We start from the raw sequence: 18,896 nt of genomic DNA on the forward strand, positions 1-18,896 counted from the left end.
GCTCAGGCCAGCTTCCCGAGCAGCTGGTCGGCGAGGGGCGCGGAGGAGGCCGGGTTCTGGCCCGTGACCAGATTGCGGTCGACGACCACGTTCGGCGCCCACGACTCACCGACCCTGACGTTGACGCCCGCCTCGGTGAGGCGGTCCTGGAGCAGCCACTTCGCCTTGTCGGCGAAGCCGCCCTGGGTCTCCTCCTCGTTGGTGAACGCGGCCACCTCGTAGCCCTGGAACGCGTTGGTGCCGTCGGCGGTGGTCGCGGCGAGCAGCGCGGCCGGGCCATGGCAGACGACGCCGAGCGGCTTGCCCGACTCCAGGGCGAGTGTCAGCACCTTGCCGGAGGTGGCGTCCACGGCGAGGTCCTCCATCGGGCCGTGGCCGCCGGGGTAGAACACCGCGGCGTAGTCGTCGAGGTTCACGTCCTCGAGGGTGATGGGGGAGCGCAGCTCGCTCATCGCGGCGAGGCTGTTCGCGATCTTGTCGGCGCCTTCCTGTCCGCCGTTGACCTGGGGCGCGAGGCTGCCCTTGTCGACGGTGGGCACGACGCCGCCAGGAGTGGCGACGACGATCTCGTGCCCGGCCGCCTTGAAGGCCTGGTAGGGGGCGACAGCCTCCTCGGCCCAGAAGCCGGTCGGGTGCTTGGTGCCGTCGGCCAGCGTCCAGTAGTCGACACCGGTCATCACGAAAAGGATCTTTGACATGGGGTGCTCTTCCACGAGGGGCGGGTTCACGCGATGAACCCGCGCGGATGCGCTCTGTACGGACCGACCCGGCGGATGCTGGTGACGTTCTGCGTCCGAAGTGTCAGTTCGTCGATGTCTTCGAAGGTAGGTCCGTGGCTGCGGGCTGACCAATGAAGGTTCCAATAGCTGCCATAGGAACCTTCATGGCTGCCGGGGAATAGGGGCGAGGCAGGTCCCGGCGTCAGAGGTATAGGAATGTCGTAGGCTTCACTGTGTGAGCCATAACAGTCTTGCGGGTCTGGTGGACGGCGGAGCGAGCGCCGCGACGGTCTCCGGACTCCCGGATCTCAACCTCCTGCGCACCTTCCTGGCCGTGTATCGGTTCGGATCGTTCACGGCGGCCGCTCACGCGCTCGGTCTCTCCCAGCCCACCGTGACGACCCAGATCCGCAACCTCGAGCGCCAGACACAGCGCGAACTGTTCGAGCGGCGGCCGCGAGGGGTCGCTCCGACCTCCGTCGCCGACGAGCTGGCCGCACGCATCGCCGGCCCCCTCGACGAGCTGGGGGTGGCCGCCGGAAACGGGATGGCGGACGGGGCCCGTGCCGAACCGGTTCACCTGGCCGGGCCGGCCGAGATGCTGTCGGTCTTCGCCTTGCCGGCGCTCGGGTCGCTGATCGCCGACGGTGTGCGTCTGCGCGTCACCATGGGCCTGACCGAACCCCTCCTCGACGAGATGCGCGCGGGCCGCTACGACCTCGTCATCTCGACCACGCGCCCCCGCGGGCGGTCCCTCGCCTGGGCCCCCTTCGCCGACGAGGAGTTCGTCCTGGTGGCGGCGCCGGTGTGGGCCGACCGTGTCAAAGGGTCGCTCGCGACGGAAGGGCCGGGGGTGCTGCACACGGTGCCCTTGGTCTCGTACGCCGAGGATCTGCCGATAGTGCGCCGCTACTGGCGACACGTCTTCGGCAAGCGACTGAACTGCACCGCCGCCGTCACCGTGCCCGATCTGCGAGCGGTCCTGTCCACGGTGGTGGGCGGGGCGGGCTTCAGCGTGGTGCCCCGCTACCTGTGTCAGGCACAGCTGGCATCCGGCGCTCTGGTTCTCCTCAACGACCCGGAGGACCCGCCCATCAACACGGGCTACCTCGTGCAGCGTCCCGGAGTGTCCACGAACCCGGACGTCGACCGCGTCCGTGACCACCTCGTCGAGGCCGCCCGCGGCTGCTGACCATCCTTCTCTTGGTGCGTCACTGCTCCACCCGGGGACGTGCTACCGATCAGGCAGCGCGATCATCGGCCGGTCGCCACGTACGCGGATGGCGCCGCCGCTGCGCCCGAGGGGGCGGCAGGGGAAGGAATGACCGTTCCGCGGAGGATGGCCTGCTCGGCGGGGGTGGCCTGGCGGGTCCATGTGGGCGCCAGGGCCGCGTACGTGGTGACGTCGTGCCAGCGGCCCTGGGTGTGGAACAGCTCCCGCAGCGTGGCCTCGGGGTGCAGCCCCGCCGCGAGCATCACGTCCCGCATCCGGGTGTGATCCGCGCGATGGCCGGCCCAGATGCGATGCAGCCCCAAGTGCCCGAATCCATAGGCCATCAGGAGGCGCCCCGCCTCGTGACCGTGACCCCGCACGGGCGCGTCGGGGAGCAGGACCAGGCTCGTGAGCATGGCGTTGCGCCCGTACTCCTCGACGAGCAGGCCCATGGTGCCGACCATGACGTCCTGGCCGGGTGGACAGATCGCCAGGGTGTGCTTGCGCCGCGGGTGGGTGTAGGGCTGGGCGAGATGCTGTGCGAACGCGTCCTGGGCCTGACGGGCGTCCATCCGGTCGACACCGAGGTAGCGGGTGAGTGCGCGGTGGGTGTGGATGCGTTCGAACGGAGCCAGGTCGGTGGCCCGCAGTTCGCGCAACCACAGGTGCTCACCGTGGAGTTCGGGCAGGTGGTTCACCGGGCTGCTCCTGCCGGGACGCGCTCGTGGTCGACGGCGCCGACGAGCTCTTCGAGGTCCGCGTAGTAGCGGCCCGAGGGCACGGGCGCGCCGAGCAGGATGCGGCGCGCGGCGTCGGTGACCAGGGCGCCGCCGAGCGTCACTCCGCTGGCCAGCTGCGGCCAGCTGGACAGGGTGCGCCCGATCAGGCCGACAGCGTCCTGCATGGCGGGGCTGAGCCGGCTCTCGTCGCAGATGCGCAGCAGGTAGGCCAGGGAGTCCGCCGGGGCGAGCCGGCGTACTTCCTCGGCGGTCAGGTTGCCGCCGCGGCCGTGGAACAGCGGCCGGTCCGGCTCGAGGTCGAAGCGCTCGACGTCCAGCAGGCCCCGGTCGTTGGTGTCCATCACGACCGGGACACCGCGCCGTCGTGCATGTTCACGCGTGGCGGTCTTCACCCAGGGGGTGTCACACTCCTCGATCACCAGGTCGAGGGGACGGTCCGCGGTTCCGAAGAAGGCGTCGATGGTGTCCTCGGTGAGCCCTTCGTGCCACAGCTCGATGTCGAGGTAGGGGTCGATCTCGTACATCTGTCGTGCGCACAGCACCGTCTTGGGCAGGCCCAAGTGGTGTACACCGGCGCGCAACCGGTTGAGGTTGCTGAGACCGAGCGTGTCGAAGTCGGCGAGGCGGAACGATCCTGCGACGCCTTCCATGGCGCAGGTGAGCGCGGCACTGTTGCCCACGGACAGACCGACGACCCCGATCCGCCGCGTGAGCAGTCCTTGCTGCTCAGCGGTGGCGATCTTGCCTCGGTTGCGGTCGGTGCGTACGCGCCGGAACTCCTCTCGGGGCAGCACATGCACGAGACGCCCGGACCACGGGTACCACGCCCAGGTTCCGTAGCGGCTGAGCTCGGCTCCACCGGTGAACTCCGCCACGGCGCACTCCAGTCGACGTCCCGCGAGGGCGTCGTGAGGGCGCAGACACCGCACCAGTTCGGCGAGCTGCTCGTCGATCCGGTCATGGCGCTCGCGTACGGACCCGGAGGCGAGCAGGACGTCGAGTACGGCGCGGTCGTCCTCCTCGGCGGCACGCAGCAGCGTGGGACGGGCGACCTCCCGCCCCCGCGGCATCGGCATGAGGTGCCGCAGGGCACCCGGACCTTCGGGAATCGAATTGATCACGAGGCCGGAAGTTACCAGCGTCCGATCGTCGAATCCCTTTGCATCAGGAGGCGCGCGCGGTCGAATTCGTGCGCGGGCTTTCACCACCGCACGCCCCCATGCGCCGACGCGCTCTCGAAGACGACTTTGGCCAGGTGACACAGGGCTTTTCACCACTTCGCACCAGCGGGGCGAAAGTCATACCGGGCGCGACAAACGGGTGATGGCCCAGAAAAGTCATCTCTTACGATCGCGCCGCGCCCGTGCTTTACAGCGGTGACTCACCACCGGCCGCCCAGGCGAGCATCTCGCCGGGGTCCGCATGGGCGGCCTCGCTGCGGTACGACTCGTAGGTCCCGGTACCGACCAGCCTGCGCGCGACGTCCTCGCCCGCCTCGCGCAGCGGCGCCACGTCCGGGGCGCCGCGCTGCGGGTGGCCGACCGCGTCCCACAGCCGCTGGCCCGCCCCGGATGCCAGCGCCGCGGAATGACCGTCCCCGTTGGCGGAGAAGGCCGCGGCCAGCATGTCGAGCCCCAGCGCGATGCCGAAGGTGTCGCCGATCTGCTGCTTGGCGTGCAGCATCGAGCGGGCGTACTCCAGGGACAGTTCGTTGTCCCGCTCGCGCAGCGCGATCACGCACATCTGGTAGTCGGCGTACGAGCGGATCCAGTGCTCGCCCATGGCGACGCACTCGGCACGCAGTGCCTTGGCCGATTCCAGACTCTCCTTCAGTTCCCCGAGCCCGGTGAGGGCGAACAGGCGCAGCATCCGGCACATCATCACGGCCTGGGGCGCGGGCTCGTCCGCGTCCGTGCTGTGTTCGCTCGCGTTCTCGAGGGCGTGCTCGAGGATGTCCAGGCTCAGTTGGGCATGGCCCTGCAGAAGGTCGCTCATGGCCTGCAGATAGGCGGCCCGCAGCAGCGCGGTCGCGTCCTCGGTGACCCGGGCGTTCTCCAGGCACTGGCGGGCCAGGTGCGTCCCCGTGGCGTGGTTCCCCTGCAGGAGATGGGTCAAGCCGAGGGCCCACACGGCACGTTGGCGCACCGGCCCCTGGGTGTCGCAGGCCTTCAGGGTGCGCGAGAGATAGAGCTGCGCGGTGTGCGCATGGCCGCAGCAGGTCCAGTAGAAGCCCGTCAGGGTGGCCAGGTCGAGCGCCGCGTCGACGTCGTGGGCGATCAAGTGGTCCAGGGCCGCACACAGGTCGGGGTGCGCCTCCTTGATGGTGCGGTACCAGCCGGTCTGCTCGGCACTCGTCCATGTGGCGTCCGCCTGCTGCGCCTGCGTCAGGTAGTACCCGGCGTGCCTGCTCGCCATCGTGTCCAGTTCACCGAGCTCGGCGAGCCAGAGCCGCCCGAATTCGCGCACCGTGTCGAGCAGCAGAAGGCGCCCGCGGCGGATGCTCACGACGGACTTGTCCAGCAGGCCGGCCAGGGCATGGCTCACGTCGAAGGCGGAGAGGGGGCCGCCGGAGCACAGGGCCACGGCCGAGGTCTCGTCGAAGTGCCCGTGGAAAATGGACAAGCGGGCCCACAGCAGGCGCTCCGCGGGGGTGCACAGTTCATGGCTCCAGCCCAGCGCGGTCCGCAGCACGTCGTGCCGGCGGGGCCCCATGGGACGTATCTCGTCCTCGTCCCGGCTCAACTCGTGCCGGGGGCGCAGCAGAAGGTCCTCGATGCTGCAGTTTCGCAGCGCCCCCGCAGCCAGCTCGAGTGCCAGTGGAAGCCCGTCGAGGTAGGTGCACAGCTCGGTGACCTGGTTCAGATCCCCGGGCTCCGGCACGTGCCCCGATTCCGTGGCGCGCCGCAGGAACAGCTCGGCGGCGTCCGTGGCGCACGGCAGCGGCTGGACCACCGCGACGAACTCCTCTTCCAGGTGGAACAGTTCGCGGCTGGTGGCCACGATCCGCAGTCGCGGACAGTTGTCGAGCAGCACCTGCACCAGGTTCCGGCACGCGCTCAGCAGATGCTCACAGGAGTCCAGCACCAGCAGCAGCTCGCGATCGCCGATCCAGTTGCAGATCACGTCCACCGGCATCCTCGGCGTGTGATCGGACAGATCGCACGCGTCAGCCACGAGCGCCGCGAGCATCTCCGCATCGCGTAGCTGCCACAGATCCGCCCAGCAGGCATCGGCCGGTTCACCCACCAGGCCGAGGTCCACCGCCTGCCGCACCAGCCGCGACTTGCCCACGCCTCCGACACCGGTCACGGTGACCAGCCGGTGGACCTGCAACGCGCTCTGCAGTCCAGCCAGTTCCCGCTCACGCCCTACGAACACGACCCATCCTCCCCACACCTGCGAACAGCCTTCCGACCCGGCGGCAACGGCCTCCTGCCCGCTAGCCGACATGCTGTACAGACACACGGATCGCGTGCTGTGCAGCACGACTCAAGGAGCCCGGGCCGCCGAGAACAAAAGCGTGCACGCATCCTGGCAGCCTCGGCCTGATCACGGAACCGGAATGGCAAAGCGCGAACCGGCCATGGCGACGTGACTCCGTACTGGTGCGGGAAGGCCTGTGGGTGAAGGAGGAGGCCGGAACCGTTTGTTGGTCGAGCGTTCCGGAATGTGTGCATGACCGAGACGCCCGACCCGTCCGGCACGATCTCGTCGTGCACCTGGAGCGCCGACCGGCGGGTGCGGATCAGATTCTGAGGGACCGCTGCGCCTGGTACAGATTGCGCGGGGTGACACGGGTGGTGCCGTAGAGCTCCCTGCGGGACTGGAGGTCACCCGTGAAGTCCGGTACGTCGATCTGTCCGAAGGGGCTGACCTCGGATATCGCCACCGTCGCGCTGCGTGGGGCCACGTCGTCGATGCGGATGCAGCCGGCCCGCTGGTTGGTGACGGTGACGTTCCAGTGGGCGAAGCGGGCGCCGTACAGCGGGCCGGCCGAGGCGTCGCCGCCGTGCGCGCCGTCGTTGTTCACGACGATCTCGGTGCGGACGTTGGCGAAGGGCAGGCCGCGGTGGGTGTCGAAGGTGCCGTGATTCAACCGGCCGTGCGACCAGACGTTGTAGCTGGACAGGCCCTCGACATTGATGCCGTGCGTACACGGCGAGTCGATGAGGAAGTCGGTGAACAGGTTGTCGTGGCTTCCCTCGCGCGTGGCGTACGGGTGGTGGTGGCCGCGCCCGGCGGCCGTCGTCCGGTTCAGTGTGCACGCCTTGGCCGCGACCAGGAGGAAGGCGTTGTCGGCGTGCACCGTGGTCACGTCGTCCACGAAGCAGTCCCAGGCGCACTGCAGCGCGACGCCGTTGTATCCCTTGTCCAGCAGGTGCGGCTGCTGCGGTGTCTCGGTCATCCGAAGGGTGATGCCCGCGACGCCGGAGGAGACGACCGGAGCTACCGAGGTGGTGAAGCGCGGCCGGAACTCGGGCCGCGCGTCCAGCGGCAACGGGCGGTCCAGGCGTACCAGGTCGCCTTCCACGGACACGATCCGGACCGGATACTCGTACGGCACGTACGAGGTGACCTTGGTCTTGTCCGACCAGTCGTAGGAGCTCGTGCCGGGGACGTCGCCGCACATGTGGTCGAGCAGGCTGTGGTCGGAAGGGTCGGACAGCTGGAGCAGCACGCGGTCTCCCGCGCTGACGGCTGACGGGTCGGCCACGCGGACGGTCCGGTCGCCCTGCTTGCCCGGTGCGCTGAGGGGTGTCAACTCCTGCCATTCGTCCCGCCTGTTGCCGGTCCAGCCCTCGAACGGCCAGGCGCCGGCCTTGATCGCGCCCACCAGGGATTCCCAGCGGGCACGTGGGGCGATCCACACCAGGCCGCCGGACCACGACCAGGCCGACTTCGTGCCGCCGTAGCGGCTGCCGTTCCAGCCGATGATCTCCTGCAGGGGTCGGCTGAAGTGGAGCGTGGTGGCGTCGCTGCCCTCCCCGCGCAGCACGACGTTGTTCCAGCCGATCTGGATGATGTCGTCGCAGCGGTAGGTCCCGGCGGGCAGAAGTACGGTGCCGCCGCCACGCTCGCCGACCTCGCGGATGGCGCGATTGATGGCGGGGGCCGCGTCCTCGGAGTCATCTGGCTTGGCGCCATAGTGCAGCACGTTGGCGCGGACCGGCGGGCTGGGGAAATTCATACCGCCGGAGCGGAAGCCCGCGTGCGCGACATAGGGGATCTGCGGATGGGTGTACGGGGTGCTGACAAATTCCTCCCAGAGTCCGGCAGTTCGGGCTGCGGCCGAGGCGGCCGAGGCAGCCGGTGCGGCGCCGACCGCAACGGTGGTGCCGGCTACGACGCCGAGGGTGCTGCCGAGGAGAGTCCGTCTGGTCAAACCCATGACATGCCTTTCGCGTTGCGCGGGTGCGGGCGCTGAGCGGTCTTCCCCGGCGGTGAAGGGGAGCGCTCAGGGGGCGTGGGGGAGGGGCGGCATCGCCGACCTGGGCTCTGGGCAGCTCGAAGCTGCCTGATGGTCAGGAAAGTTTCCTAACGATGCGGGGACAATGGAAATACGGGTGCAGGGACGCGTCAAGAGCGCGGAACGAACTGACGCGAGCGGCTCCTTCGAGGCGCACGTGTGCTCCTCTTCGCCGCCGACTCGGGCCGCCGGCACCATCATTGACGACCCGTCGGGCCGAGTCTAGATTGCGGCCGTGAGCGCTCCCGTGAAGGCTCCCGGGAGCGTTCACGACCCAGCGCCGACGAATGGGGACCCCTTGCGGATACTGGTGTTCAACGAGAATCACCACGAACGGACAAGGCCGGAGATCAGGGAGCGCTACCCCCTCGGCATCCATGGCACCCTTGCCGCGGCCCTGGGCGAGCGACTCGGCCCGGAGGCCGAGATCGAGGTGGCCACCCAGGACCAGCCCGAACACGGCCTCGGCCCCGACCAGTTGGACGGCACCGACGTCCTGGTCTGGTGGAGCCACCTGCTGCATGCCGAGATGGACGACGACACGGTGCGGCGGGTCCGGCAGCGCGTGCTGGCCGGCATGGGGCTGGTGGTGCTGCACTCGGGGGCCGGATCGAAACTCTTCACCTCACTGATGGGCAGCAGCTGTGACCGCCGCTGGCGGCACGGCGACGACCGGCAACTGGTGTGGACGGTGAAGCCCGGCCACCCGATCGCGGCAGGAGTTCCGCAGCCCCTGGTCATCGAGCACGACGAGATGTACGGCGAGCCCTTCGACCTGCCCGAGCCGGACGAACTCGTCTTCATCAGCTGGTTCAGCGGCGGCGAGGTGCTGCGCAGCGGCGCGTGCTACACCCGTGGGGCCGGCCGCATCTTCTATTTCAGCCCCGGGGACCAGGAGTGCCCCGTCTACCACCAGTCCGGCGTGCAGCAGGTGATCGCCAACGCCGTCCGATGGGCCGTGCCCACGGGACCGGTCGTCAGTCCCTTCCGGGGCACCTCCGCCCCCGAGGGGTGGTGGGCCGCGTGACCACACAGAGTGACACCACACTCCGCCCGGTGTTCGCCACCGTCGGCAGGACCGGACCGCTGCGGGCCGTGCTCGTCGGCGCCGGGTTCATGGGCCGGCACTGGGCCCGCGAACTCGGCGCCCACGCCGACACCCGTCTGGTCGGCTGGGTGGACCAGGACGCCGGCCGGCTCGCCGATGCCCTGGGACAGCTACCGGACCCAGGCCCGGACCAGGAAGCCATCCATACGGGGGCCGGGCTCGCGGAGACGCTGGAGGCGGTGCGGCCGGACCTCGTCCTCAACTGCACGACCCCGGCCGCCCACGCCGAGACCACCATCGCCGCCTTGGAGTTCGGCTGCGCGGTGCTCACCGAAAAGCCCATGGCGAAGGACCTCGCGCAGGCCCGGACCCTGGTGGCCGCGGCGGAGCGCACCGGCAGGCTGCTCGCGGTCACCCAGGACCGGCGCCAACTCGCCGGAGTCGTGGCTCTGCGGGAGGCGGCCCGACGCCTCGCCCCGCTGAACCGGCTGGAGATCGACTTCCGGCTGCCCCACCGCGCGGGGCCCTTCGCGGACCCGGACGAGCCGCTGCTGCGCGAGATGGCCATCCACTTCTTCGACGCCGCGCGCTCGGTCACCGGCGCCGACGCGCTCTCCGCCTACTGCGAGACCTCCCGGACCGCGTGGTCGTGGTACCCGGGCAACTGCTCCGCGGACGCGCTGTTCGCCATGGAGGGCGGACTGACCTTCGCGTTCACCGGCTGCTGGACCGCCCGCTCCTCCTTCACATCCTGGAACGGCACCTGGTACCTCGAGGGCGCCAAGGGCTCCGCGTGCTGGGACGGCACGAACGCGCCCCTGGTGACGCCTGCCCGGGCCGAGGGTGAGCCCGAACCGGCCGCGACCGCCGTGCCGGTCGCGGTGCAGGACTCGCCGTTCCCGGGTCTGGCCGAGGTCCTGGACGGCTTCGTCACCGCTCTGCGCACCGGCGCGGTCCCGGCCGGCGAGTGCCATGACAACCTGCGCAGCCTGGCCATGGTCGAGGCCGCTGTCGCTGCCGCCCGTACGGGCCGCCGCGTTCCAGTAGAACGCTGAGCAGTGCCTGTCGGGTCTGTACCTCCCCCCCTGTCCACCCCGCACAAGCCACCCACAGAACGGAGATCCGCGTCCGCTCGCCGCCGGGCGGGGGCCGCGCCGCGCGAAGGGGCAGAACCCGCCGTGGCCGACCCCCGCCCGGCGGTCTGCGTTCATGGATTCACCCTCGTGCCGCCGAGTGTCATCGGTCGAACGCCGTCCGGGGGCTCCCTGGCCTGGGCCGCAGCGGGTCGGTGACGGGCGAGGACGTCAGGGGCGGGCATCTCGGCGCGGACCGGTTCACGCGGGCTCCGACTCTTGACCACCTTCCGTTTAAGCGCTTCACTGAACCGCATCAGTAAGTGCGGCACCTTGCGGGCGGCCCCCGGGCGGTGGCCGCCCGGGCCTTGGATCACGCTCTTCGGCCCCGCACTTTCTGACCCGAACCATCGCGCATCGTGGTGCCACTCACTCAGCGCGGCCGGCCCCACCGGTCAGCTCTCCGTGGCAGCCGCGGGCCACCCATCCTGTGCCGGGAGGCGCCTTCATGACGACCGAAGCCATCGTCCAGACGAGAGCGGTAGCCGGCGGTCCCAAGGAACGTCTGACCAGGTTCCACCTGCGCGTGACCGCCACGACGTTCGGTGCGAACTTCTCCGACGGCTTCGCGCTCGGGGTCATCGGGGCCGTCCTGCCGACCCTGTCGACCTCGATCCACCTGAGCGGCGTCTGGCAGGGTCTGCTCGGTTCCTCCGCGCTGATCGGGCTCTTCTTCGGCAGTGTGATCCTCGGCCGGGTGGCCGACGCCATCGGACGCCAGAAGCTCTACCTGTACAACTTCGTCCTGATCACGGTCGCCTCCGCCGCACAGTTGTGGGCGCACGATCCGTGGAGCCTGTTCGCCCTGCGCCTGCTGATCGGCTTCGGGCTCGGCGCCGACTACGCCGTGGGCCCGACCCTCCTCTCCGAGTTCTCTCCCCGGCGTCTGCGCGGCCTGCTGCTCGGGTCGCTCACGGTCCTGTGGACCGTCGGCTACGTGCTCGCCAACATCCTCGGCACCTACATCTCCCTCAGCGACACCTCCGCCCACCTGCTGCTGGCCGCCGGCGCCCTCCCGGCCGTGCTCGTCCTGCTCCTGCGGATCGGCACCCCCGAGTCGCCGAGCTGGCTCGCGAGCCGCGGCCGGTTCGCCGAAGCCGACGAGATCCGCCGCCGCTACCTCGGGGAGGAACCCGAACCCCGCACCGCCCAGGACCAGGCGCCCGCGCCCGAGGTCACCCCGAGCTACAGCGAACTGTTCGCCCGCGGACAGCGTCGCAACACCTGGTTCGGCGCGATCTTCTACAGCGCCCAGGTCCTGCCGTACTTCGCGATCTACACCTTCATGTCGACGATCCTCGCCTCGCTCCACGTCGGGGACGCGGACACACAGAACACCGTCCTCAACCTGTTCCTCCTGCTCGGTGGCGTGGTGGGACTGTGGCCGGTGCAGCGCATGGGCCGCCGGCCCTTCACCATCTGGACCTTCGTCGTCCTGACCGTCTGTCTCGCGGCGATGGCCGCGCTGAACGACCACTCCGGCCTCGTGCTCATGGTGCCCTTCGTCATCTACACGTTCGTGATGGCGGCCGCGTCCAACGTCACGCAGGTGTACCCGCCCGAGCTGTTCCCGACCGCGCTGCGCGGCGCCGGTGTCGGCTTCCTCAACGGCGCGAGCCGGGTCGCCTCCGCGGTCGGCACCTTCATCCTGCCGATCAGCCTCGACCGGCTCGGAATCGGCTGGTCGATGGCCTGGCTGGCGGGAGTCCTGCTCGTCGGCACCCTGGCCAGCATCGCCTGGGCACCCGAGACCCGGAACCTGGTGACCACGGAAGGCCTGCACCACTGATGACCACCGCACACCCCGACGCCGTGTGCTTCGACGGCGCCTCCCTCACCGCGAGCCAGGTGACCGCCCTGGCCCGCACCCAGCGCCCCGTCCACCTGGACCCGCAGGCCAGGGCCCGCGTGAGCGCGGCACGCCCAGCGGCCATGAAGGCCACCACGAGGCGCTCGGTCTACGGCCATTCCACCGGCGTCGGCGCCAACCGCACCACCGCGCTCGACGAGGACGCCACCCGGGAGTTCGGCCTGCGCCTGCTGCGCAGCCACGCCGGCGGCATCGGCCCCCTCGTCCCCGTCGAGCAGGCCCGGGCCATGCTCGCGGTGCGCCTCAATCAGCTCCTGGGCGCCGGATCCGCCATCGACGTAGCCGTCGTCGACGCACTCGCACAGGCACTCACTCATGGCCACGTCCCCGAGATCCACGCGCTCGGCTCGCTCGGCACCGCCGACCTGACCGCGCTGGCCGAACTCGGCCTCACCCTCGTCGGCGAGCAGCCCTGGCAGCCGGGCACCGGCCTCGGCGCCCCGCCCCGCCCCCTCACTCTGAGTTCCTGGGACGCGCTGCCGCTGCTGTCCAGCAGCGCGCTGACCATCGGCCAGGCGGCGCTCGCCGCCACCGACCTGCGCACCCTGCTGGACCGCCTGCCGCTGGTCGCGGCCCTGTCGCTCACCGCCGTGCACGGGTCCCTGGAGCCGTACGCCCCGGCCGTCCACGCCCGTCGGCCGCACCCCGGCGCCCAGCAGGTCGCCGCCCGCATGACCGAGCTGCTCGACCGCGCCGACTGGAGCCCGGCGCTGGTCCAGGACCCGTTCGGATTCCGCTGCCTGCCCCAGGTCCACGGCGCCGCCACGGACGCCTGGACCGCGCTCGACGGCGTCCTCACGGTGGAGCTCAACGCCAGCGCAGAGAACCCGCTTCTCGACGGCGAGGACTACTACCACCACGGAGGATTCCACCAGGCGCCCCTGGCCCTGGCCCTGGACCACATGCGGCTGGCCCTCCTGGGCACCGCCCAGCTCACCACCGCCCGGCAGGGCGCGCTCAACGAACCGGCCTTCACCGGACTGCCCCCCTTCCTCGCCCAGGCGGAGAACGGGAGCAGCGGCCTGATGATCACCGAGATCGCCGCGCACAGCGCTCTCGCCGAACTGCGCGGCGCCGCCCAGCCGGTGACACTCGGTCACGCCGTCGTCTCCCGGGGGGTCGAGGAGCACGCCAGTTTCGCGGCCACCGCGGCGCGGCGTCTGACCGAAGCGGTGGACCAGTTCGGCCTCGTCCTGGCCTGCGAACTCGTCGGGGCGGTGCGAGCCCTCCGGATGCTGGACCGCACTCCGCCCGGAGACGGTGAGCTGTCCCGCTTCCACGAGGCGGCCGCGGCCGTCCTCGACCCGGACCTCGCCGACCACAAACTGACCGCGGACGTCCACGCCGCGGCGGCGCTCCTGCGCTCGGCCGATCTGGGCCTGCCGATCGCGGCCGGGCCCGCGGTGCCCGTCGCGTCACGGTGAAACTGCCCCGGATTCAGACGGCCCCGGCCCCGTCGCGCGGACCCGCGACCGAGCCGCGCCACTGCACGGTCGGCGGCAGTACCTTGCGCCGGCTGCGCTTGCCCTCTTCGACGGCCTTCACGGTGCGTTCGACGATGAGGTCCAGCAACTCGTCCACGGGCCAGCGGTAGCTGGACAGCGGTGGGGTCAGCAGCCGGGACAGGGGCTGGTCGTCGTAGCCCAGCACGGACACGTCGTCCGGCACCGTCAGGCCGAGGTCCCGCGCGGCGGCGTAGACGCCGTAGGCCATGGAATCGCCGAAACAGAGGAACGCCGTCGGGCGGTCCGGCTCCGTAAGTGCCGTGCGGGCCACGGCGGTTGCGCCCTCGAGGTCGTACGGCGAGGTGCGCACGGTCAGCGTCAGCCCCAGCTCGCCCGCGACCCGGTGGACCATGCTCTCGGCCGGCCGGTCGGGGGTGCTCGCCAGGCCCGGCGTCACGACCCCGATCCTGCGGTGGCCCGCCGAGGCGAGCCGGCTGAGCGCGTCGGTGACCCCGAGTTCGTTGTCGAAGACGACCTCGGCCGCCGTGGTGGCTCCGGGGAGGCCGTCGCCGATGGAGATCAGAGCTGTCTGCCGGGCGACCTGCTGCCAGTGGGCGGCGGCGGGATCGACGGGCAGCACGATCAGCGCGTCCACCCGCTGGGCCGCCAGATGCGAGGCCAACTGGGCCTCCAGCTCAGGGTCGTTGCAGGCGTCGACGATCAGGGCGTGCCGGCCGGTCGCCAGCAGCCTGCGGCCGAGGGTGACCGAGAGACCCTGCTGCCACACGTCGGTCAGCGATTCGCACAGCACGCCGACGGTGTCGGTCCGGCCGGAGGCCAGTGCCCTGGCGATCGGGTCGACCTGGTAGCCGAGCCGGTCCGCCGCCTCGCGCACCCGCCGCTGGGTCTCCGGCGGCACCTGCAGGCCGCGCAGGGCGTAGGACACCGCGGCGGGGGAGAGTCCGGTGTCCTTCGCGATGTCGCGCAAGGTGATACGTCGCTGGTTGTTGGGCACGCGGACAGTCTATGAGTCCGAGAGGACACCCCACTTGGGCGCCGGGGTGCGCCGTCCTTTTTCGGTCCAGACCATTGACCGCGGCTCGTCACGCCGGGACTCTGTTGCATGTTGATGAACGTGGGTCATGTATATGAACACGCGTCGTCATCACCGGCACCGCATCACCACCACCGTCACCACCGTCACCATGAAAGGACCGACCGATGGGTACGTCCCGCAGAACACTGCTAGGCGCCGCACTCGGCGGGGCCGCGGCCGCCGCCGTCGGCCTGCCGGCCGCTCCCGCCTCGGCCTCCTCCTGGGTGCTGAAGTGGAACCCGTCTCCGTACGACGACGGGCTGGGCGCGTTCGAGACGGTCGAGGACGACCGCGCCGACTCGCACCCCGAGGGGCAGCCGCACATCTACGTCGAGGACAACACCTACCGCTTCAACATGCACATGGTGGACCGGGACACGTCCACCGACCGTCAGCGCCAGGAGGTCACCGGCAACCGCACGTCCTCCAGCAGCTATCTCCAGTGGCTGCCCGGACAGACCTGGCGGGTCACGTACTGGATGTACATCCCGAGCTCGCTCAAGGCCACGACGTCCTTCACGCACATCATGCAGATGAAGCAGCCGGGCACCGGAACCTCCCCGATCGTGGTGCAGTCGCTGCGCCGGGTGAGCGGAGCCCAGACGGTCGAGCTGGTGCTGCCCATCTCCGGGACCCTCGTGGGCCGTACGTCGCTCGACCCGCTCCACGACACCTGGACCAAGGTGGACTTCCGGATCAAGGTCGGTGACGGCACCTCCGGCACGGTCCGCTGGATCCTCAGCGACGGCACGAACACGATCATCGACAAGTCACTGAGCGGCGTCGACACCTTCCTCGACGACCGGGTCCGGCCCAAGTGGGGCATCTACCGATCGCTCGGCGACACCTCGGGCTCGCTCCAGGACACGTACATCCGCTTCAAGGACTTCCTCGGCTACCAGCTCGTCTGAACCCGGACCCCTCCCGGGTCGGGCGAACCCGGGGCGACGTGTGTCCTGCGACTGTCAGGAACCTTTCCTGTCAGTCATGGGCGCCGTCGCCCCGCTCGTCCACGCACGCACCTCGAACCCCCCAACTCCCCTTCTCCGGAGGTCGATACCGTGCACGTCTCCTTCCTTCAGGGCCGGTCCCGCAGCGGCACCGCGCTCGCCGCTCTGTGCGCCCTGCTCCTGTGTCTCTTCTCCCTGCAGTTCGTCGCCTCGCCGGCGTCCCGCGCCGCGGCGACCGCGACCGACTACCAGGCCGAGGACGCGACGATCTCGCAGGGAACGGTCGCCACGAACCACACCGGGTACACCGGCACCGGGTTCGTCGACTACACCAACACCACCGGCTCGTACGTGCAGTTCACAGTGGACGCGGCAAGCGCGGGCAGCACCTCGCTCGGCTTCCGCTACGCCAACGGCACGACGACCGACCGCCCGATGAACATCTCCGTCAACGGCACCGTCGTCGCCTCGAACGTCTCGTTCCCCGCCACGGCCGACTGGGACACCTGGGCCACCAAAAGCGTGAACGTCTCCCTGAACGCGGGCACCAACACCGTCCGCGCCACCGCCGTCACCGCGAACGGCGGCCCCAACCTCGACAGGCTGACCGCGGGTTCGGCACCGGCCGCCACGCCGGGTATGGCCGTCGCCCCGTACGAGTACCTCGGCTGGGGCAGTCCGCAGGACCCGACCCAGGTGATGGCCGCGACCGGCGTCAAGTGGTTCACCCTCGCCTTCATCCTCTCCGACGGCACCTGCAACCCGGCCTGGGACGGCTCACGCCCGCTGACCGGCGGCAGCGACCAGTCGAAGATCAACGCGATCCGCGCGGCCGGAGGCGACGTGATGGTCTCCGTCGGAGGCTGGAGCGGCGCCAAGCTCGGCGAGAAGTGCACCAGCGCGTCGGCGCTCGCCGGCGCCTACCAGAAGGTCATCAACGCCTACGGCCTCAAGGCCCTCGACATCGACATCGAGAACACGGAGTGGGCGAGCGCGACCGTGCGCCAGCGCGTCATCGACGCCCTGAAGATCGTCAAGGCGAACAACGCGGGCCTCAAGACCGTCATCACGTTCGGCACGACGAGCAGCGGACCGGACTCGACCGGCATCGACATGATCAAGCGGGGCGCGGCCTCCGGCCTGGCGAACGACGTCTGGTGCGTCATGCCCTTCGACTTCGGCGGCGGCGCCGGCAACATGGGCACCCTGACCGTCCAGGCCATGGAAGGTCTCAAGGCGCAGGTCAAGTCCGCGTACGGGTACAGCGACTCGGTCACCTACGCGCACATCGGCCTCTCGTCGATGAACGGCACGACCGACGACGCCGGTGAGCTCGTCCGGATCAGCGACTTCCAGACCATGCTCGCCTACGCGCAGCAGCACCACATCGGCCGCCTCACCTACTGGTCCGTCAACCGCGACCGGTCGTGCGGCTCCGGCTCCGACGGCGACTCGTGCAGCGGGGTGGCGCAGCAGCCGTACGACTACCTCAAGGTCCTCGTCCAGTACACCGGTTGAGAAGGGAGAACCACCGCCATGAAGCTGAACAGACGCAGACGTGCCCTCGCGGCAGCCGTGCCGTTCGCACTCGCGCTCCCTCTGCTCACACTCGGCGCGGGGAACGCCGCGGCGGCCACCGACCACCAGGCCGAGGACGCCACGATCTCGCAGGGAACGGTCGCCACGAACCACGCCGGGTACACCGGCACCGGGTTCGTCGACTACACCAACATCACCGGCTCGTACGTGGAGTTCGGTGTGAGCGAGGCGTCGGCGGCGACCGTCCCGGTCGCCTTCCGGTACGCCAACGGCACGAGTGCCGACCGCCCGATGAACATCTCCGTGAACGGGACCGTCGTCGCCACGAACGTGTCCTTCCCGGTCACCGCCGACTGGGACACCTGGGCCACCAAGACCGTGAACCTGCCCCTCGAGGCAGGCGCCGGCACGATCCGCGCGACCGCGACCACCGCGAACGGGGGACCCAACCTCGACAAGGTCACCATCGGGGCGCCGGCATCGACCGGGCCCGCGGTCCCCTTTGGCAGCCATCAATTCCCGTACGTGGCCGGGACCCTGAAGCCGACAGGGAGTCAGGCCGATCTCGACCAGGCCGTCCTCTCCAAGTACACCGCGTGGAAGTCCGCGTTCGTACGCCAGAACTGCGGCAACGGCTGGTACGAGGTCATCTCGCCGGACGCCGACCATCCGTACGTGGCCGAGGCACAGGGCTACGGCATGGTCGTCACGGCCCTGATGGCGGGCGCCGACCCCGACGCGAAGAAGATCTTCGACGGCCTCGTGAAGTACATGCTGGCGCACCCCTCCGTGAACAACTCCTCGCTGCTCGCCGCCGAGCAGGACTCCTCCTGCAGGAGTGTCGACGGCTCGGACTCGGCGACCGACGGGGACCTGGACGTGGCCTACGGGCTGCTGCTCGCCGACCGACAGTGGGGCAGCGCGGGCACGTACGACTACAAGAGTCTCGCGGTGAAGCACATCAACGCGATCAAGGCCGACGAGGTGAACCCGAGCACGCACCTGACGAAGCTCGGAGACTGGTCGTCCTCCGGCGATCAGTACTACTACGTCACACGTTCCTCGGACTGGATGATCGACCACTTCAGGGCGTTCCGGCGGGCCACGGGCGACGCCGCCTGGGACACGATCCGCGCCGCCCACCAGAACCTGATCACCTCCCAGCAGGCCACGTACGCGCCCGGCACCGGACTCCTCGCGGACTTCGTCGTCGGCACGAACGGGACGCCCAAGCCGGCGGCCGGCCAGGTCCTGGAGAGCCCGAACGACGGCGACTACAGCTGGAACGCCTGCCGTGACCCCTGGCGCATCGGCACCGACGCCGTCACCAGCGGCGACCCGGCCTCCCTCGCCTCGGCGAGGAAGCTGAACGCGTGGGTCAAGGCGAAGACGGGCGGCAGCCCGGCGGCTGTCGTCTCCGGCTATCACCTCAACGGATCGGCGTACGACAGCGGTCACGACATGGCGTTCACCGCGCCGTTCGCCGTCACCGCGCTCACCGACCCGGGCTCGCAGGCCTGGCTCGACGCCCTGTGGAGCAAGCTCGCCGGCACCGCGATCGACCCGGCGCTCTACTACGGCGGCAGCGTGCAGCTCCAGTCGATGATCGTCGCGTCCGGGAACTACTGGGTCCCCTGACCCGGCTCCGCATGCGGACGGCGCGGCGGCCACCTCGT

14 protein-coding genes are annotated in these 18,896 nt (G+C 70.2%); 8 read left to right on the forward strand and 6 right to left on the reverse strand.

Annotated features, from left to right (window positions below; genetic code table 11):
- Positions 1–2: 2 nt before the first annotated feature.
- A complete protein-coding gene (locus tag ACIBTU_RS08075; protein WP_399125116.1) occupies positions 3–698 on the reverse strand; it encodes a type 1 glutamine amidotransferase domain-containing protein in 696 nt (231 codons plus the stop codon).
- 256 nt (positions 699–954) lie between these two features.
- On the opposite strand from ACIBTU_RS08075, the gene ACIBTU_RS08080 reads away from it, so the two are divergent.
- Complete coding sequence (locus ACIBTU_RS08080) at positions 955–1,911, forward strand: LysR family transcriptional regulator (RefSeq protein ID WP_399125117.1); 957 nt, start codon at positions 955–957, stop codon at positions 1,909–1,911.
- A 62-nt stretch (positions 1,912–1,973) separates the two neighbouring features.
- On the opposite strand, the gene ACIBTU_RS08085 is transcribed toward ACIBTU_RS08080, so the two are convergent.
- From ACIBTU_RS08085 to ACIBTU_RS08100, 4 genes are all read right to left on the reverse strand, one after another.
- Complete coding sequence (locus tag ACIBTU_RS08085; RefSeq protein WP_399125118.1) at positions 1,974–2,630, reverse strand: GNAT family N-acetyltransferase; 657 nt, start codon at positions 2,628–2,630, stop codon at positions 1,974–1,976.
- Entirely contained in the window at positions 2,627–3,793 is a 1,167-nt protein-coding gene (locus ACIBTU_RS08090) for a ThiF family adenylyltransferase (protein WP_399125119.1), read from the reverse strand. The genes ACIBTU_RS08085 and ACIBTU_RS08090 overlap by 4 nt, the downstream gene beginning before the upstream one ends.
- Before the next feature lie 247 nt (positions 3,794–4,040).
- Entirely contained in the window at positions 4,041–6,050 is a 2,010-nt protein-coding gene (locus ACIBTU_RS08095; RefSeq protein ID WP_399125120.1) for an ATP-binding protein, read from the reverse strand.
- A gap of 367 nt (positions 6,051–6,417) precedes the next feature.
- Positions 6,418–8,061: a glycosyl hydrolase family 28-related protein gene (locus ACIBTU_RS08100; protein WP_399125121.1), complete on the reverse strand. Its 1,644-nt coding sequence runs from the start codon at positions 8,059–8,061 to the stop codon at positions 6,418–6,420.
- A gap of 376 nt (positions 8,062–8,437) precedes the next feature.
- Between ACIBTU_RS08100 and ACIBTU_RS08105 the strand changes: the two genes are divergently transcribed.
- From ACIBTU_RS08105 to ACIBTU_RS08120, 4 genes are all read left to right on the forward strand, one after another.
- Positions 8,438–9,166 (forward strand): ThuA domain-containing protein, encoded by a 729-nt coding sequence (locus tag ACIBTU_RS08105; RefSeq protein WP_399125122.1) that lies wholly within the window; start codon positions 8,438–8,440, stop codon positions 9,164–9,166.
- Positions 9,163–10,242: a Gfo/Idh/MocA family protein gene (locus ACIBTU_RS08110; protein ID WP_399125123.1), complete on the forward strand. Its 1,080-nt coding sequence runs from the start codon at positions 9,163–9,165 to the stop codon at positions 10,240–10,242. The genes ACIBTU_RS08105 and ACIBTU_RS08110 overlap by 4 nt, the downstream gene beginning before the upstream one ends.
- A 526-nt stretch (positions 10,243–10,768) precedes the next feature.
- Complete coding sequence (locus tag ACIBTU_RS08115) at positions 10,769–12,109, forward strand: MFS transporter (protein ID WP_399125124.1); 1,341 nt, start codon at positions 10,769–10,771, stop codon at positions 12,107–12,109.
- Positions 12,109–13,614, forward strand: a complete 1,506-nt coding sequence (locus ACIBTU_RS08120) for an aromatic amino acid ammonia-lyase (RefSeq protein ID WP_399125125.1) — start codon at positions 12,109–12,111, stop codon at positions 13,612–13,614. The genes ACIBTU_RS08115 and ACIBTU_RS08120 overlap by 1 nt, the downstream gene beginning before the upstream one ends.
- A 13-nt stretch (positions 13,615–13,627) precedes the next feature.
- On the opposite strand, the gene ACIBTU_RS08125 is transcribed toward ACIBTU_RS08120, so the two are convergent.
- Positions 13,628–14,650, reverse strand: coding sequence for a LacI family DNA-binding transcriptional regulator (locus ACIBTU_RS08125; protein ID WP_399125126.1), 1,023 nt, complete (start codon positions 14,648–14,650; stop codon positions 13,628–13,630).
- A 206-nt stretch (positions 14,651–14,856) separates the two neighbouring features.
- On the opposite strand from ACIBTU_RS08125, the gene ACIBTU_RS08130 reads away from it, so the two are divergent.
- The 3 genes from ACIBTU_RS08130 to ACIBTU_RS08140 all read left to right on the forward strand — a co-directional run bounded on the left by ACIBTU_RS08130 (position 14,857) and on the right by ACIBTU_RS08140 (position 18,858).
- Complete coding sequence (locus ACIBTU_RS08130) at positions 14,857–15,642, forward strand: Tat pathway signal sequence domain protein (protein ID WP_399125127.1); 786 nt, start codon at positions 14,857–14,859, stop codon at positions 15,640–15,642.
- Positions 15,643–15,792: 150 nt separating this feature from the next.
- Entirely contained in the window at positions 15,793–17,199 is a 1,407-nt protein-coding gene (locus ACIBTU_RS08135) for a carbohydrate-binding protein (protein ID WP_399125128.1), read from the forward strand.
- 18 nt (positions 17,200–17,217) lie between these two features.
- Entirely contained in the window at positions 17,218–18,858 is a 1,641-nt protein-coding gene (locus tag ACIBTU_RS08140) for a glycosyl hydrolase family 8 (RefSeq protein ID WP_399125129.1), read from the forward strand.
- Positions 18,859–18,896: the final 38 nt, after the last annotated feature.

The sequence above is a fragment of the Streptomyces sp. NPDC050145 genome (genome assembly GCF_044460245.1).
Taxonomy (GTDB): Bacteria; Actinomycetota; Actinomycetes; order Streptomycetales; family Streptomycetaceae; genus Streptomyces.

What these genes read in the sequence shown, in the direction of transcription:
- ACIBTU_RS08140 (WP_399125129.1), top strand. Translation starts at nt 17,218, where the DNA reads ATGAAGCTGAACAGACGCAGACGTGCCCTCGCGGCAGCCGTGCCGTTC.
- ACIBTU_RS08100 (WP_399125121.1), bottom strand. Translation starts at nt 8,061, where the DNA reads ATGGGTTTGACCAGACGGACTCTCCTCGGCAGCACCCTCGGCGTCGTA.
- ACIBTU_RS08075 (WP_399125116.1), bottom strand. Translation starts at nt 698, where the DNA reads ATGTCAAAGATCCTTTTCGTGATGACCGGTGTCGACTACTGGACGCTG.
- ACIBTU_RS08130 (WP_399125127.1), top strand. Translation starts at nt 14,857, where the DNA reads ATGGGTACGTCCCGCAGAACACTGCTAGGCGCCGCACTCGGCGGGGCC.
- ACIBTU_RS08115 (WP_399125124.1), top strand. Translation starts at nt 10,769, where the DNA reads ATGACGACCGAAGCCATCGTCCAGACGAGAGCGGTAGCCGGCGGTCCC.
- ACIBTU_RS08120 (WP_399125125.1), top strand. Translation starts at nt 12,109, where the DNA reads ATGACCACCGCACACCCCGACGCCGTGTGCTTCGACGGCGCCTCCCTC.